Raw genomic sequence first — 16558 nt, 5'->3', positions numbered from 1 at the left:
AATTAGTTTTTTAACAATTTTGTATTCTCAAGAATCTTTTTCAAAGCTTCTAAGTCAGTTTTAGTTATAAATTTATCGGGCTTTTTAACAAAATCTAAAACTGGTATTATCCGCAAAGAATTTTTCCCATTCTTGGAAAAGCGATGTCTCCAAGTTATTATTGGATTGACCACAATGGCACCTTGCTCTGTGTCGTAAGAAACATTTAGAATAACCCCTACATCCGTGTATGGTTCTAGCATATTTGAGACAAAGTTTCCAAGAGAATATGCTATAACTTTTTTCTTGCCGTTGTAGTTAACCACATCTACTCTTTGTAAGACATGTGGGTGTGAACCTACAACAATATCGGCACCATTTTCTATGCACAGTTTAGCTATTCGTTCTTGCTCTTTTGTTGGATTTCTCATGAATTCAACACCAAAGTGGAAATGTACGACAACTATATCTGAATTTTGACGCATCTGCTTAACAGTTGAAAGTACAACATGGTCATTTATATAATCAAACATATAAGCATATTCACGTTGAATAGGTATGCCATTAGTAGAAAAAGTAAAGCCCGCGAAAGAAATCTTTACACCATTTACCTCAACAATAGAATACCTTGGTTCGTCGGGTGACAATCGTCCACCAACCGAAGTGAAACCATAGTTTCTAACTTGCTGAATCGTCCTTCTCAAACCATTTGTACCTGTGTCGAGCATATGGTTGTTTGACACATTTACAACATCAAAACCTGCCCAATGTATCGCCTCTAACACTTCATCGGGAGAGGAAAATTTCGGTACACCTGTGTATGGAGGTCCTCCGAGTGTTGTTTCAAGATTACAAAATGCAATATCAGACGAGGAGATTATATCTTTCACCTCGGAAAATATAGGCTTAAAATCATATCCAGAAGGTGTTTTAAACATCTCAAGAATAGATTTTGGAAACATTACATCTCCAACAAAAGAGAAATTCACAACTGCAGAAAGCGAAATTGAGCAAAAAATTATCAATAACAGGAGAAAAAAATCTTTTCTCACACCAAGCACCCCCAATGCATTTAATCCTATTAATAGAGCTCAGAATTTTTCATAGTTATTATAACATTGGACCATTTACAATTCAATAAAAAAACCGCCACATTCAAAAAATGGCGATTTTTTTATATTTTACATTTAGAACACTCTTTAAAAGATTTATTTTACTCGAGCAATTTCTTGTACTTTCTTATCCAATGATTGCATGAAAAAGATGCCTGAGTAGATGTGTTACCGTGCCAAAGGCAAACACCTTTTGTTCCTTCAGAAAGTGTGGACACGCAGCTGTTTTCCCTTTTTCTGTATCCAGTCCAAAATAAGCACGTCAAACAAACGTTTTCATCTGTGTCTTTTGAGTACTTATTCGTATCAATCTTAAATTTTGATACTTCAGCATCCGTCATGCTCGCTGATCCCCCTTGGCTAGCTTTCGCTACTCGCGCAGAAGAGTGACTTGCATTATCTCCAAAAAAATTATACATTTGATCAGTTGCACAAATTTATCTACTAAATATATTTTATTTTTCAAATAGGTTAAAATCCTGTTTATACCAAAAGTTCGACAAAACGCACCAAATTTACCATCCTGATTTAAAATTCTTAGAATGCAAAAGAAAACATTGCAAACGATAGAAAAAATGAGAAAGAAAAAGATAATTCAAGAAAATTAGTTATAGAAAACTAACCAAAGTTATCGGCATTACAAAATAGACATAAGAACAGAGGGGATTGAATGATAAAATATAATCGATTTTATCGGTAACGTTACCAATCATTCAATGAACAACTAGTTGTGCTGAACATTTCACAACAAAATCTTATATTACAATCTGTTTTAATATTTTCAAATCTCTGTTCGAATCTCTGGAGGTGTTGCACAATGGAGAGGTTGCCCATGTGGAAGAAATGGATGTACGCACTTGGACAATTGGGGTGGTCACTTACGAGTTTTTCAATAGGAAATGTGTTGGTGTATTTCTACATGCCACCGGAAGGTATCAACTTTCCTCAATTTATACAGAAAGGCATAGTATTTGCGGGCTTGACAATTGTTGGATTGGTGTTGGGAGTATCGAGGTTTTTTGATGCCATTACTGATCCCTTAGTGGCAACTTTGTCTGATCGAAGCAAAATGAAACTTGGAAGGAGAAGGGGATTTTTAGCAATCAGTGTCTTACCGTTTGCTGTACTTTCCTTTTTGCCATTTTTGCCACCGTCAACAAGTTACAATTTAAACACTGTTTGGTTGTTTGCAACAGTTATAGCATTTTACTGGTTTATGACTATGTACGTTACGCCTTTTTTTGCTTGGATGAGCGAGCTTGGAAAAGATCCAAATGAAAGGCTTCAATTAAGTACAATGATTTCAATTACCTGGGCAATAGGGTATGTAATCGGTACTCAGGTATATCTGTTCCAAGGAATGCTTGAAAATGCTGGTTTTCAACCTCTTAGAGCATTTCAGATTGTTACTGTCGTCTATGGTATCTTAGGTTTTATTTTTATGATTCTACCGGTTATATTCATTGATGAGAAAAGGTATTGTGTGCAACACACCATTACTGAGGGTAGTCTAGAGTCTATAATAAATGCGTTTAAAGAGAAAAATTTCACGATTTTTGTTATCCAAGATCTACTTTATTGGGTTGGACTTACGGGAATCAGTCTTGGTTTAGTTTACTATGTGACAATTTTACTTAGGCTTCCAAAAGAACAGGCTTCAAAAGTTCAGCTTATTATGTTTTTGTTATCGTTTGTTTTCTATATACCTGTAAATATATTAGCCAGGAAGTTGGGTAAAAAACGTCTGCTTATGATTGGTTTTATAATATTTGCTTTTGATTTTGCTTTTACATCTTTATTGGGAAAATTTCCTTTTTCTGCTTATGTGCAAAGTTATATAGTTGCTGTTTTGTCTGCTATACCTCTTGCAATCTTTGGAATATTACCAAATGCCATGGTTGCAGATATTGCTGAAGCGCATGGCAGAGAAACCGGAAATTATAAAGCTGGTGTGTTCTTCGGTGCAAGAACTTTTATGCAAAAAATGGGACAAACATTAGCGGGACTTGTATTTCCATCTGTTTTTATAATTGGTTCAAACGAGGTAAATGAATTCGGACTGAGAATAAGTTCGCTGATATCCTTGATATTCATGAGTTTGGGATACATATTATTGATCTTCTACAATGAAAAAAAGATTCTCAAAATACTCGGTTTTACTTCGGAAAAATAATTAAAATAAACAACCTTGGTGTTTTTACCAAGGTTGTTTACTTTCTATCATCTTGATTCTGACAATTTCTATTATTTTTTGAGGAGCTAATTTACTAACTGTTGCGATGTTTTTGTTGGTGTATTTTAGAAAGTCTTCAGCACAGAGTGGGTTGATTAAGTCGAAAATTTTTTCATACTTCTCAAAATCTTCATCGGTTTCAATCTCAACTATATATTTAACGGATACATTGTAAGGTCTATCAAGTTGGATGAACTCATCGAGTACAACCTCGGCTGGTTGAAACATTAAGAAGTATCGAAGTTTTGCAACAACTGGTTTGAAGTAAAGTAAGCTGAAAATTTCGTTTGATGCACTTAATTGATCTTCTTGCTCTTCTCTTGTAAAGTCATTCATTAATTCACCTTTTGTTGCGATTATCCATTCTTCGCTCCCACTGACATCAAATGTGTACCTTATTCTACAACCATTGCTTTTTCCAAACAACTTACAATCGTCAATATACCATTGTACTGCCCCTATTGTTTTAAGTGATTTTTTCATTAAATTCTTTGCTTGCTCATCTGTTATTAAGTACTTTTTTTCACGTTCAAGCTTCATCTTTTCCTCCTGATCCTTTGATGATTAACATTTTTGGACAAGCTTGTACGCTGTCAAATAGTATCAGTGGCAGATTTATTGAACGATTGTTTGTTCTACAGGATAATCAATTTCTTCAAGTTTCTTGACAACTTTTTCAATGTTGTTTGTTTCAATAATTACTTCCTTTTCTGAAACTCTTATTTCAAAATTTTTTTCTCCGATTTCTTCAAGTGCTTTTGAAATTCTCATTTTGCAGTGATTGCAAGAAATATCTGGTACCTTCAAAAGATATTTTGTCATACTGTACACCTCCAAGTAATTTTTAAACTATCAGCTAGAAAGCTTCGATAATCTTAGAGAATTAACGATAACCGTTATTGAGCTTGTAGCCATTGCACCTTCTGCAATCGCGGGATGTAGAAGTCCGAGCATAGCAAGTGGTATAGCGAGAATGTTATAAAAAAATGCGAATATAAGATTTTCTTTTATGATTTTAAATGTTGCTTTTGAAATTTGGATGGCATCAACAACTTTTGAAATCCCTCCCTTAGTTATTATGATATCTGCATTATCTATTGCAAGGTCACTTCCACTGCCTATAGCTATTCCTATGTCGGCTCCTTTCAAGGCTATTGCATCATTTATTCCATCTCCCACCATTATTACCTTTTTGCCTTTGCTTTGAAATTCTCTCAGTACAGATAGCTTATCTTGAGGTTTCGCGTTTGCATAAACGTAATTAATACCTACTGCGTTTGCAATATATCTTGCGGTTTTTTCGTTATCTCCAGTCACCATAACAGGTACAATTCCAAATTCTGAAAGCTTTTTTACAGCCTCCTTAGAATCTTCCCTGAGAATATCTTGAAATACGAAGAAACCAATAACATTGTCATTTTTTACTACTTCTACAACGGAGGCACCTACTGATAAATAATTTTCATATTTTGAAAAATCGCGAGGTTTCCCGATAAAGTAATTTTGACCGTTAATTTTTGCATAAACACCTTCTCCGTGAACCTCGCTGAACTCTTCAAAGTTGATTATTTTACCATCTTTGTTGTCTCTTCCAAGATATTCTACAATAGCTTTGGCAAGTGGGTGGTTTGAATAACTTTCGATAACGCTTAAATATTCTTTGTCCTCAAGTGGACATTGTGCATGTACAACAACGGGTTTGCCTTTCGTTATTGTTCCTGTTTTGTCAAACAGAACATATCCTACTTCCTTAGCTGTTTGGATGGCTTCCGCGTTCCGGATTAGTAATCCTCTTTTCGATGCAATTGACGTTCCTACGATTAGTGCCATAGGTGTTGCAAGACCAAGTGCACAAGGGCAAGCTATCACTACTGTTGTTAAGAAGACAAATATTCCAAAAGAGACTCTATCTTCTATGTGTATTGACCACGGCAAAATTTCTCTTACATTTTTCGTGAGTATATTGAGTGTATCAAAACCAAAATACCACACAATTCCACTCAAAAGAGCCAAAAAAATAATAAGTGGTACGAACCAATTTGTAATTGTATCCGCTAACGCTTGAATTGGTACCTTTGACCCTTGAACTTGCTGAATAAGAGATATCATTTTTGACAAGAAAGTGTCTTCACCTGTCTTTGTAACTTTAATTTTTAATAATCCACTTAGGTTAAGAGAACCACCTATGACTTCATCTCCAACGGACTTAACCACGGGTATAGGTTCCCCAGTAATCATAGATTCATCTACTGATGTTTCCCCATCTAATATAACACCATCCGTTGGAATTCTATCGCCAGGTTTAACAACTACAGTAAATCCCTCTTTTATAGCCTCTATTGGCATCATGAACTCACCTTTCTCAGTAAGTACTTGTGCCTCCTTAGATTGAATGGAAAGCAGCTTTTGTATCTGTTTTGAAGCTTTATCTCTTAGATAAGATTCTATAAACCTACCGACAAGATGAAGTGAGATAATCATCGCACCAATAGTTCCAAATGGGTGTACATTAATCCCAAAGTAGTTAATAATGCTTGTTAACCATGCAGTTACAGAACCGAATATTATCAATGTATCCATATTTGCATGCTTGTGCATTAAGGCTATTAAACAAGCACGTACCGTATCGCGTCCAGCGTAAAAAATTGCTACTGCAGACAAAACAATTTCAAATTCAGAAAAATATGGAATATGAACATTACTCATGTGTAAAAACATTAAAAGCATTAAAGGAATACTAACCGATAGTGAAATGAGCATATTTGTTTTGATACGTTTGAGGCGTTTTTCTTCTATACGTTCAACTGATTCATTTGAGACATCGTATCCAACACTTTGGACTGCCTTTACAAGAGCTTCCTCAGAAATAGGTTTATCCAACACAACAAACGCGGTGTTTGTTGCAAGGTTTACTGCAGCAAATTTAACACCTTCAACTTTTGAAAGTGATCTTTCAACAATCCTTGCACAATTTGTGCATGTCATACCTGTAATTTTTAACGTTTTTTTGTCTTCCAAAAAAAATAACCTCCATCAATTCAGTGGAATCTTACAAGATACATTATTATCTTATCATTTATTGGCTTCTTAGTCAATTAGATAGAACTAATTTATTCTTTGGAATTTATATTTAGGTTCGATGCGAGGTAGTATTTTAAATTATTTGATTTTGCATAATACATTGCGATATCTCCTTTTGTAATCAATTCACCGAAGGTGGAAGCATCTTGTGGATAAAAAACGATTCCGAAGTTACCTGAGATGTTTATTTTAATGTAGTTGTAGTATATATCTTTTTCTATCTCTTCAAGGATTCTATCAATAAAATGTCGATGTTCTTTACAGTCGTAAAGTAAGAACACAAATTCATCTCCACCCATTCTTGCAACAAAATCACTTTTTCTTATCACAACCTTAAATCTTTCACTAAGAACTTTAAGCACATAGTCTCCCACATTATGTCCATAAGCATCATTTACTGGCTTGAATTTTTTCAAATCAAGATACATAAGGCACAAATTTTTATTTTCCCTGTTTGCCAGCGCGATTAGACGTTCACCTTCTATTTCAAGAAAACGTCTGTTGGGAAGCCCGGTAAGTGCATCGTGAAGTGACAGGTATTCCAACCTTTCCTTCTGTTCTCTCAGTTCTTTTTCTAACTTTATTCTTTCAAATATTACTCCTAATTGGTTTGCAAATACCTTTCCTATTTGAACTGATAATTCTGAAAATGCATCGGGATTTGAAAGATTATCGAGATTAAGAAATGCTTTAATTTCGTCGTCAACAACTATTGGGAGGGACAAAGTGGATTTTATTTCGTTAACTCGACCTGCACTTCTTAATATATTTATTTTGTCATCTGTAAGGTTTTTCTTGTCGAAATCCCTTATATTTCGTATTATCTTTATATCTTTTTCAAATCCTTGGGCTAATTCGTGTGGTTTTAGTCTTAAATTTGCAAGAGCCTCAAAATCGTAACCAACAACGGCTGAAAAAACAAACTCTTCACCTTCTTTTGTTAAAACACTACCAGCTTGTGCACCAGGGATTATTTGAACAGCTTTCTGTAACAATAGTTGATAGCTTGGTTCCAAAATACCTTTAAGAAGTGACTGTGTAAGCTCTGTGATAGCCTCGAGTGCTAACTTCTCAGTTGACTCGGCCTGTCTTAATTTTCTTTCTGTGGTAAATAAATATAAAATTGCTAATATTAAGCTTATAGACAGTAAGCCAACAAATATGATTAAATCAGCGATTGAGAACCTAAATTTATACTTCAAATTGTAGATAAAATTAAATCCTGTTTTTGAGATAAGTATATTTCTTACGTGTAACCCGTCTAATATTTTTTGAGCAGGGATTAAAATTGAAACCAATTTGTTCGGTACGTATTTAGTGCCTTCTGTGTTACATATACGAAACTTTATAATTATACTTGTTTCGTCAGATGAGATTTCGAAAAGATCATCTTTTTCTATTTTGTCGATAGTGATTATTACATTTTCAACCTCGGGAAATTCTAATTTTATATCGTTGAGCATTCTTTGAATGAATTCATCGTCGTTGTTTAAAAAGGCACTGTACATCTCTGTCCATTGAAAATAGGAAGCAGAAATACCTTCTGCCAAGATTTCAACAGTTTTTTTAAAAACTTGTATGGTAGAATCAACTATTGAATTTTGGTAATACCAAAAAATACTCAAAGACATTGCTAAGGCTATAGAAATTATAATTATAAAAGAAATTATTTTCTTTTTTAAAAACATTTATGTTCCTCCTTATTATCTTTCTGAAAGATGGTTTCCTTATGTATTTTATCACAAATTGTATTTTTCGAAAACCATACCCCATTCTCAAATGAACTTATACGACTCTATTGAAATTACCTTAGGAGTTGATGTATAATTATATTATAAACTATCAACAGTTCAGGTAGGTGGTCCGATTGTACGAGATATTCGGCGCAGGAAGCGCACTTTATATAAAGAAAGGACGTGGCCGATTAAGTCAGCAAGAGATTAAAGAGATAATTGAGAAATTGTCCGCACTTGGAATCAGGCAAAATTTTGATTTCTTGATAAAGTTTGGAGCAAAAGAAGACGAAAGCATAGAGGAGATTTTACCGGAGGATATAACAGTTCTTATTTCTCCTGATGAAATGGAGGCAAGGGTCAAAATCAATGTCAAAGTAGCCTTTTCTTTTGAAAAGGTTCTTGAGAAGCTTAAAAACTCTGGAGTTGTTTACGGTATTCTTGAAGAAGAAATCAAAAAAAATTTGGAGAAACAAAATGTAGAGTTTGTAGCAGCTATTGGAAAGGTACCGGTAAATGGCGATGACGGAAGAATAGTAATGCATGTTGAATTGCCAAAGAAGAGAATTAGAGAGTTATCCAAGGAAGGTAGGGTAAATCTTTACGATCTTGATATATTCAGATTTGTCAAAAAAGACCAGATTATTGCTGAAATAATTCCTCCAACAGACGGTATCGACGGTATGACAGTCACGGGCAGAGTTCTCAAATCTAAAAAAGGTGAAAAAGCAGTTTACGTTTTAGGTGACAACGTTTATTTGGATAACAATTTGATAAGGGCAAGGATTGAAGGTGTCTTGAAATTTGAGGATAACAAGTTTTCTGTAGACCCCGTGCTTTATATTCCAGGAGATGTGGACATTTCAACAGGCAATATCAATTCCGAGGTTGATGTATACATAAAAGGTTGGGTAAGAGCTGGGTTCAAGGTAATTTCTAAGAAAAATATAACGATAGAAGGTGGTGTCGAGAAAGATTGTATCATACAAGCCGAGGAAAGTGTAACAGTGAAAGGTGGAATTTTCGGTGGTGAAAAGACAGAAGTTTCATGTAAGAAAAATTTGAGTGCTAAATTCATCCAAGATGCAAAAATAAACGTAGGTGGGGATATATTTGTTAACGAGTATATTATGAACAGTGAAGTAAAATGTGAAGGTTCACTTTTCTTGAGTGGTGAAAGTGGAAAACTCGTAAATACGGAACTTTCTTTAAAGTACGCTGCATATGTCAAGGAAATAGTCGGAGGCAAGAGAAAATTGAGGGTTGAAGGTTTTTCTCGAAGGGAACTTGTCAGTATTATCAAGAAACTCGAGGACGAGAAAGAGAAAACAAAAAAGATAATGATCGATCTCTCCATAAGGATAAAAGAATGTGTCACTAGATTAGTTGAAGGCAAGTTAAGTGCACATGAGATGGAAAAAGAACTCAAAATGCAAAAAGAATTTACCGAAAAGTACAAAAAAATGCTTGAAATGTATGGCAAACTTGAGTCAAGAATTGAAGAAATTAAGGATTTATTGTCACATGTTAAAGGTGAAGGAGCTGTCTATATAACGTCAAAAGCTCGAGATTTGAAAGTCATACTTAAAGATAAACCCGTTGACATAGCAGAATCATATTTTAGGGTTTTGTACATAGATGAAGACAATGAGGTGAAGTTCGAATGATGTGTTTTGGAGATCTTGTGGAATACTCAAAAGTTTTCGGGACAACACTCTTAGATGAATATATTCTAAAGTTTTTTAAGAACGTGGTAGCATTAAGAAAGTCAAGTGATTTTTCGGGTTATTGGATTGTGAGTTTTTTTAACGAAGTCTTAGTAGAAGATTTTGTTTTTGATGGCATCGAAAAAGCCAAGGAAGCATTTCATTTTCTTCCTTATGTTTTTGAAATGGAAGAGGTATTGATTTTTTCGAAAGAACCTCTACCAGAAGAATTAAAAAGTATCTACGCAGACTCTGAAAAGTTTAGAAAGTTGACCGATATAGAACAGCGTTTAACAAAGTTTTCTTATCAAATCAGTGGAATAGGTTCGATTCTTTCATCTTTAACTGAACCACTTCCCACTGAACTTCTTTTACCACTTTTTGCAGAAACGATCAGTGAGCTATTTGTAACTTCTGTAGGTGTGTATAGACGCCTCAAGGAACGTTCCCATTTAATCTATTTCGTGGGAAATTTCAAATTCGAGAAGGAGATAGAAACTCCAAAATTCAACGGATTGATATTCGGTAAAACATCGGAGGGCTTTGGATTTGAGTTTGAAGGAAGTGAGGGCGAGAAATTTTATGTATTGCTTGAAAGAAAGGATCTTGAAATTGAAGAACAAAGTATACTCAGCGCTATTGGCCTTGTTTTTCAAAAAGGTAGAGATCTGATGAAAAGTGCAGAAATTTTTGGAAAGAATGAAAAACTTGTACAACAGTATGAATTTATTTTGCGTTCTTTATCTGAGTTTTCTGTTTATGTCTTATCTTCAAAAAACTTTGATGAACTTAAAAAGAACATAGTGGACTATATAGCGGAAGTTTACCAAGCAAAGCATGTATTACTTTATGAAGGAAAGGAAAATCTAAGGCTGACATTTTATAAAACTTTTGAGAAAAGAGCTTTTCCAAATCTGATCACATATGATGAAATTAAAGAAGAACTATCGAAAGCACTTGATTTTTACAGTTTTGAATTGATGGATGAAAATGTATTTATAATTGTAGGCGAGGAAGTGTTACCTGGTTATTTGAGTGAACAAGTAAAGGAATTGATAAAGCAAACGATTTCTACAGAAATACTCAGAGCAATCCAAAATGTATTTTATCACGAACAACTCATCAAGGAAAAGAATGTCGTTGAATTTTACAACACAGTGATATCTTTTATAGTCGAAAATTATCTTGCTTTTCAAGAAATGGCTCCAGAAGATATATTGGATGTTTTCGAAACTTACAGTAAAAGCTTTTTCCCATTTGTTATAAAAGGTATATCTCTCTATGACAAGTATGTGTACGGACAAATAGATAGCTTAAATGAACTAATGATAAAAAATGTTGCATCAGTTTATGGGAAAGTTTATTACGAATTAAAGAGGCCTTTAACCTTAGAAGATGAAAAACTTCTTGTGTTAAGTAGCATTGTTCTGTTTAGTTCCATAGAATATTCCATCTTACTTAATAAAAATTCATTCTCAAAAGAGGACATTTTGAGATTTGGTGAATTCAGATCTCTCAGAAAATCAAAAGACGAACTGGCTATAATTGAAGGTAAAGATGACTTAGCAACTGTTACTATTGACTTTGGTGATAGGTGTTACAGCATTTTGCCGAAGATATTCTTAGAATAAAATGTTAAAAAGGAGAGGAGCTTTGTGATATTTACACTTACAATGAATCCTTGCCTTGATAGGTATATATATGTTGATGAACTTATCGTTGACGATACAATTCGTGCAAAAAAGGTTGTTGATTATCCCGCTGGAAAAGGAATAGATGTGTCGCGGGTTATAAGAGAGCTTGGTGGTGTTTCAATAGCTATTGCTCTTGTTGGAGGAGACACTGGACGCAAACTGGAGGAAATGCTTGATAAAGAAGGTGTTATTTATAGCTCAATCAGAGTTCCGCAAGAAACAAGAATGAATGTGATTTTAGAAACGAGCAAAGGTCAGTACAGAATAAGTATGCCAGGAGAAAAAATAAGTGTTAAAAAGCTGCAGGTAGTTCTTGAGGTATTACAAGCACTTGTAAGAGAAAAAGATACAGTTGTTGTTTCCGGAAGTTTGCCTAAGGGAGTTGCTTCAGAATTTTATACTGGTATAATTTTTGCTCTCAAGCAATGGGGAGCAACGGTTTATTTCGATGCTGATGGTGATAAGCTAAAAGCAGGCTTAATTGCTCAACCTGACTATATAAAACCTAACCTCCATGAATTTCAAAGACTGATAGGTAAACACATCTCTTCTAAGGACGAAATAGTTTCCGAAGCAAGAAAAGTGATAGAAGTTCACGAACTTAGTGGTATATTGCTAACTCTTGGTGGCGAGGGTGCTTATTTCATTTCAAAAGAAAAAGTGCTCTTTACAAAAACAATTAAGGTAAGTGTAAAGAGTGCTGTTGGTGCTGGAGATTCATTCTTGGCAGGATTTGTTCTGAAAAAATCTGAAGGAGCAAGCGATGAAGAGGCATTGAGATGGGCTAACGCTGCAGGAACCGCAGCAGTAATGACACCTGGAACAAGACTTTGTAGAAGGTCGGATGTTGAAAAGCTAATTGACAAAATATTCGTAGAAGAATTAAATTGTTAAATTGTTGTTATGTTTTTCCATAAGATTCGTAAGAATTAATTTCGTTTCTCATCGAATTCTAAGATTCCAACTTCGGTTTTTCTAAATTCATTTGAGAAATTAACTCCAAAAAATTTTTCTTGAATTGTTCAAATTCTTGTAGTTTATCGTATAGATTCTCTATCTTGATGCTTTTTGATAGAGTTTCGTAGTATGCAACGTATTCACCAAATTTTTTAACTTGCTTACCAGCATTCTTGCTAAATAGATTTTTTAAGTCTTCATAAATTGACGAATTCACAAGCATACCAAACATTTCTTCAGGATAAAGTTTGTAATCTCTTAAAAATGGATCTTGTGTTTTTGTGTATAATTTACCAAATAAAGACCTTTTTGAGATTGCAAAATCTGGAAAATTTTGCAATTCATCGGGTATCATTTCCAAAATTCCATAAGTATAAGGAGCTGGGTTTTTTTGATTAGCAACAACCTCGAAGAAATAACTACCATGAGAAAGTTCTACAATAAAATCAAACCTTAACAGCAAAACAGGGATATTTCTTACCTTTTCAAAAATTTTAATGATGCTCTTATGTTCCTTACTTTTTGCCTCTATTATTCTATATCCCAGGCTATTAAAAATCTTTTTCCTCTGTTCATAGTTTGTTTTGTTAACTTTGTAAACCGTATAAATTATTAATCCATCGGCAATAAATACTGAAATTAAAAGAAAAATCATAATTGTATATGACATAGATCCTTCCCTCCTTTAGAACAAAATCAAAAGCTAACCTTTTACCAATTTAATCCCGTAAACTTCAAACACTGAACAAACAGGTTCATAGGGACAATTCATTGGACCAAGCTTTCCATATCCGCGACATTTTCTGGTCTGTTTTGATCCTTTTGGAACGTCAAACTCCTGATTTTCCGTGGTAGAAATTTTGTTTATAAAACTTTTCGAGGTTGGGTCTATAAACACGGGAGTAAAGTCACCATTTAGAGATATTTCATTAAGCAGTTCAGTTAGCCAGTCGATAAATTCTTTTGTTTCAATGACAATAAAGTTATTTTTTTCCTCTCCTTCAGTTTTTACTTTGAAAACTAAATACTGTGATTCACTTATTTCCTTCTTTACATATGAGTATTTGTAACCTCCATTACTCAACTTTGTTGCAAGTAAAATAAGATAAAAATCTACGGGTTTATCTTTTGGAATCAGATCGTTTTCTGAATTTGAAATTACATAATCATACAATAATAACTGCTCGATTTGAGAGTTATCAGTGGATGTTGAGTGTTTGTAATCTATTATCGCATATGCAGGTCTATCAATCGGGGTTTTCTCATCTTCCATTGCATAGTTTTGCTCTACTTTGTCTATCCTATCAATGCGGACTATTAAATTGTATTTTCCGTGATTTATTCTAAATTCTTTTTCTAAGGCAACGGTATTTTCAGATATTAAATTTGCATTAGTTTTCTTTCCGTCTTTTCCTGGTTTAAAAGACTTTGCGTTGAGTTTTATTATTCTTCTTGATTCTACAAAATCTCTTAGCAAAGGTATCAATGATTTCAAAATTTCATTGACTTTCATTTCCCGAGGTACAGAATATTTCCATATGCCTTCGGAGAATATAGAACTATATTCTTCACGTATCCAGTTTTTTACCTCATCTTCGTCTATATGAAACCCAATTGGTTTTTCAAAAAATCTTCTCAACACTCTGTGGACAATTAATCCAACACCTATCGATAATTTTTCGCTTGATTTTACTGGTTTGCTGACATCTGCTATAGATGAGTAATAAAATTGCAGCGGACAACGTAAGTAGTTTGATAACTTCGAGTGACTGAAGTCAAACACATTAGTTTGTCCGACAATGAAATCAAAAGGTTTAATATAAAATTTTTGTTTTGTAGAATTTTTCAACTTATAAATTTTGTAGTCGATTTCTTTAAATATATCGTTTATTGTGAACGTTGCTTGCTCGTAGACGTTACAGAATTCGGAGATATACTTTGATCTAACAAGCTCTTCGCCAGTGTTTGTAGCACGAGGAAATAACAACTTTGCACACTCAGAAAAGACGAAGGATAAGATCACGTTTCTACGTTCGTTATTTTCAAGTACCTCGTATATCTTTGAACGTTCGTTGTTTGTTCTGTACAAGAGAGGATTTATCTTGTTTATTGAAGGATAGTAATCATCAGTGAATTCCACAAAAAATTTGTACTTCTTTGTTACAAACCTTGCTGTTGATATGTCAATAATATCAATTACATTAGCCGATTTAAATGTGTCCCTATACCCAACTGTGTTTAGAAGTACTTGGAGAAATTTAAATATCCTATCCCAGCTCTTAAGTTCTTTCACAATATTGCTTTCTCTTAGTTTTTTTATGTACATTTCTAACTTGTTCAACACCTCAATAAATTTAGAAAACGCATTCAGTTCCTTTCCAAGACTCTTAATAGTTGAAAAAGTTGAATAGGAAGACTTGGTTTTGCCAAGTTTACTGAGCGTGTCGTTAGAGTTTATAAATTTCTCGATAAACCCCCTATACCAATCGAAAAAGTCCACATCGTTTTTTCTACTTTCATGTATATCATCCAATATTTCGAAAGTTCTTTCCATTATATGTTTAAAATTCTCCAATTTTTCTAATCGTTCCTTTACCGAAGCCATTACATCTATCTCTTCTTCATCTTCACTTTCTTCACCATCGAATTCTTGCTCATTTTGTTTCAACTTTCCTTTCAGAAATTCAATATCTTCGTTGAGGTTTTTGAAGTAAACTTCCTGCCTTTTTTCTTTATCCTTCATTTCAGATGGTGTTAGGTTTATCGAAAAATAATTGTATTCTTTAAACAGTTGTTCTATCTCGTCCATTGTGAGAGTTCTTTTTTGGACAAGAAAAGATTGGGTCATATTAAGTGTGTCTTCTTTGTTGGAATTTTTTTTAATTCCTAACAATGGAGATTCGATCAAGGCGAGCAAGTCCTCACTATTATAGTTGTTTTCAATAGTTACTAAGGGTTGCAATAAAATTTTAACAATTTGGCTCTCCACAAGCGAATTTTTTCCACTGTATCTGTATGGGATCTTCGCTTCTTCGAATTCATCCATTATCCGCAAGCTAATGGTTGAATTAGGAACAACAATACCTATATCTTCTGGTTTTACTCCATCCAAGAGCAATTTTTTGACTTCTTTAACAATATATTGGTACTGAAAGTAAACATTTTCTGTATCCACGCAAGAGATGTCGTTTTTTTCTAAAAGCTTCTTAACACTGATACTCTCTTCTGGACAAAGTGTGTAGTCAAATTGGAAATTCAATTCTTCAAGAAACTTGTATATTTCTCTGAGAGTCTCAAACGGTTCGTCTTCTATTTTTTGCCAAACAAAGAAGATAACATTTTCGCTTTTTTCAATCATCTCTTTTAAAGCTTTTTGTATTAGAAGTGGCATATCGAAAAAGCCACTTATTACAAGATATTTCCTTTGCTTTTCTATATGCTTTGCATTATTAATATACCAATTGTACACACTAATCGGGTCGTAAACACTTCTTGACTGAAGCATTTTTACTGCCTGTTTTATGTTTGTAACTATATCTCTTACTATTTGTGCAAACGTGCTTTCGTCATTTAAAATACTTTGAACAAGAGCGTAATGTCCAGTTGTTTCTATTTGTTCACCGTACAATTCTAATTCCCAAAGTTTTTCAAATATCTCTACAATATATTGAATGATCGTGTTCGATTTTGACAAAGTCCTTAGAAGCAGAATCCTTTGGTTATCAACGTTATCTTCGCTTTTTCTTGCTTCTTCGTACATTTCTTCAATAGTTTTTGATATGTAAATTGTATAAAAGTCTCTATCGAGTACTTCGGCATCATAGTTGCTTTGCAACAGCAATTCGGTAACGTATTGGTTTATGACTAAAAACGCGTTCCTATTTAACGTCTTGCCCATATTCTGAGCCATTTTATCTGCAATTTGGCGTGTGTAGAAACCAGTTGGACCTATGAAAAGAAAATCGAAAGGATTCTCTAAATAAATTTGTTGTATTTGAGATACTATCAAATCAAAATGTTCGTTGTTTACTGGAATGACGAGGGCTTTTTTATTTTTTTCCAC

At 33.9% G+C, this 16558-nt stretch carries 12 protein-coding genes; 4 read left to right on the top strand and 8 right to left on the bottom strand.

Going from position 1 to position 16558, the window contains the following annotated elements:
* Positions 1–2 precede the first annotated feature (2 nt).
* On the bottom strand, positions 3–1031 hold the full coding sequence (locus tag N2Z58_07200; protein ID MCX7654440.1) for a CapA family protein: 1029 nt from the start codon (positions 1029–1031) through the stop codon (positions 3–5).
* Between the two features lie 161 nt (positions 1032–1192).
* The gene (locus N2Z58_07195) at positions 1193–1432 is read right to left on the bottom strand and encodes a hypothetical protein (protein ID MCX7654439.1); all 240 of its coding nucleotides are present in this window, start codon (positions 1430–1432) and stop codon (positions 1193–1195) included.
* A gap of 476 nt (positions 1433–1908) precedes the next feature.
* Between N2Z58_07195 and N2Z58_07190 the strand changes: the two genes are divergently transcribed.
* Positions 1909–3264 carry an MFS transporter gene (locus tag N2Z58_07190; GenBank protein MCX7654438.1) on the top strand — a complete coding sequence of 452 codons (1356 nt, stop codon included), beginning with the start codon at positions 1909–1911 and terminating at the stop codon, positions 3262–3264.
* 24 nt (positions 3265–3288) lie between these two features.
* Here the strand turns inward: N2Z58_07190 and N2Z58_07185 are convergent, their stop codons facing one another.
* From N2Z58_07185 to N2Z58_07170, 4 genes are all read right to left on the bottom strand, one after another.
* Positions 3289–3864: a hypothetical protein gene (locus tag N2Z58_07185; GenBank protein ID MCX7654437.1), complete on the bottom strand. Its 576-nt coding sequence runs from the start codon at positions 3862–3864 to the stop codon at positions 3289–3291.
* 75 nt (positions 3865–3939) lie between these two features.
* Positions 3940–4146 carry a heavy-metal-associated domain-containing protein gene (locus tag N2Z58_07180; GenBank protein MCX7654436.1) on the bottom strand — a complete coding sequence of 69 codons (207 nt, stop codon included), beginning with the start codon at positions 4144–4146 and terminating at the stop codon, positions 3940–3942.
* A gap of 30 nt (positions 4147–4176) precedes the next feature.
* Positions 4177–6342: a cation-translocating P-type ATPase gene (locus N2Z58_07175; GenBank protein ID MCX7654435.1), complete on the bottom strand. Its 2166-nt coding sequence runs from the start codon at positions 6340–6342 to the stop codon at positions 4177–4179.
* Positions 6343–6434: 92 nt separating this feature from the next.
* Complete coding sequence (locus N2Z58_07170; GenBank protein MCX7654434.1) at positions 6435–8093, bottom strand: sensor domain-containing diguanylate cyclase; 1659 nt, start codon at positions 8091–8093, stop codon at positions 6435–6437.
* A 179-nt stretch (positions 8094–8272) separates the two neighbouring features.
* Between N2Z58_07170 and N2Z58_07165 the strand changes: the two genes are divergently transcribed.
* Genes N2Z58_07165 through N2Z58_07155 form a run of 3 tightly spaced genes read left to right on the top strand, consistent with a single transcriptional unit; the run spans position 8273 to position 12432 of the window.
* Positions 8273–9805, top strand: coding sequence for a FapA family protein (locus N2Z58_07165; protein MCX7654433.1), 1533 nt, complete (start codon positions 8273–8275; stop codon positions 9803–9805).
* A complete protein-coding gene (locus tag N2Z58_07160) occupies positions 9802–11475 on the top strand; it encodes a hypothetical protein (protein MCX7654432.1) in 1674 nt (557 codons plus the stop codon). Before N2Z58_07165 ends, N2Z58_07160 begins: the two co-directional genes overlap by 4 nt.
* Positions 11476–11499: 24 nt before the next feature.
* Positions 11500–12432 (top strand): 1-phosphofructokinase family hexose kinase, encoded by a 933-nt coding sequence (locus tag N2Z58_07155; protein ID MCX7654431.1) that lies wholly within the window; start codon positions 11500–11502, stop codon positions 12430–12432.
* Between the two features lie 58 nt (positions 12433–12490).
* On the opposite strand, the gene N2Z58_07150 is transcribed toward N2Z58_07155, so the two are convergent.
* Positions 12491–13165, bottom strand: a complete 675-nt coding sequence (locus tag N2Z58_07150; GenBank protein MCX7654430.1) for a hypothetical protein — start codon at positions 13163–13165, stop codon at positions 12491–12493.
* A 33-nt stretch (positions 13166–13198) separates the two neighbouring features.
* Positions 13199–16558: a PD-(D/E)XK nuclease family protein gene (locus N2Z58_07145; GenBank protein MCX7654429.1), complete on the bottom strand. Its 3360-nt coding sequence runs from the start codon at positions 16556–16558 to the stop codon at positions 13199–13201.

It is taken from the genome of Fervidobacterium sp., assembly GCA_026419195.1.
Classification (GTDB): Bacteria; Thermotogota; Thermotogae; order Thermotogales; family Fervidobacteriaceae; genus Fervidobacterium.
The sequence above is the reverse complement of the archived record's forward strand: the minus strand, read 5'-3'. Positions and strand labels throughout refer to the sequence as shown.

Excerpts from the sequence above, each read along its gene's own strand:
- N2Z58_07195 (MCX7654439.1), bottom strand. The coding sequence starts at position 1,432 with ATGACGGATGCTGAAGTATCAAAATTTAAGATTGATACGAATAAGTAC.
- N2Z58_07190 (MCX7654438.1), top strand. The coding sequence starts at position 1,909 with ATGGAGAGGTTGCCCATGTGGAAGAAATGGATGTACGCACTTGGACAA.
- N2Z58_07185 (MCX7654437.1), bottom strand. The coding sequence starts at position 3,864 with ATGAAGCTTGAACGTGAAAAAAAGTACTTAATAACAGATGAGCAAGCA.
- N2Z58_07180 (MCX7654436.1), bottom strand. The coding sequence starts at position 4,146 with ATGACAAAATATCTTTTGAAGGTACCAGATATTTCTTGCAATCACTGC.
- N2Z58_07170 (MCX7654434.1), bottom strand. The coding sequence starts at position 8,093 with ATGTTTTTAAAAAAGAAAATAATTTCTTTTATAATTATAATTTCTATA.
- N2Z58_07160 (MCX7654432.1), top strand. The coding sequence starts at position 9,802 with ATGATGTGTTTTGGAGATCTTGTGGAATACTCAAAAGTTTTCGGGACA.
- N2Z58_07150 (MCX7654430.1), bottom strand. The coding sequence starts at position 13,165 with ATGTCATATACAATTATGATTTTTCTTTTAATTTCAGTATTTATTGCC.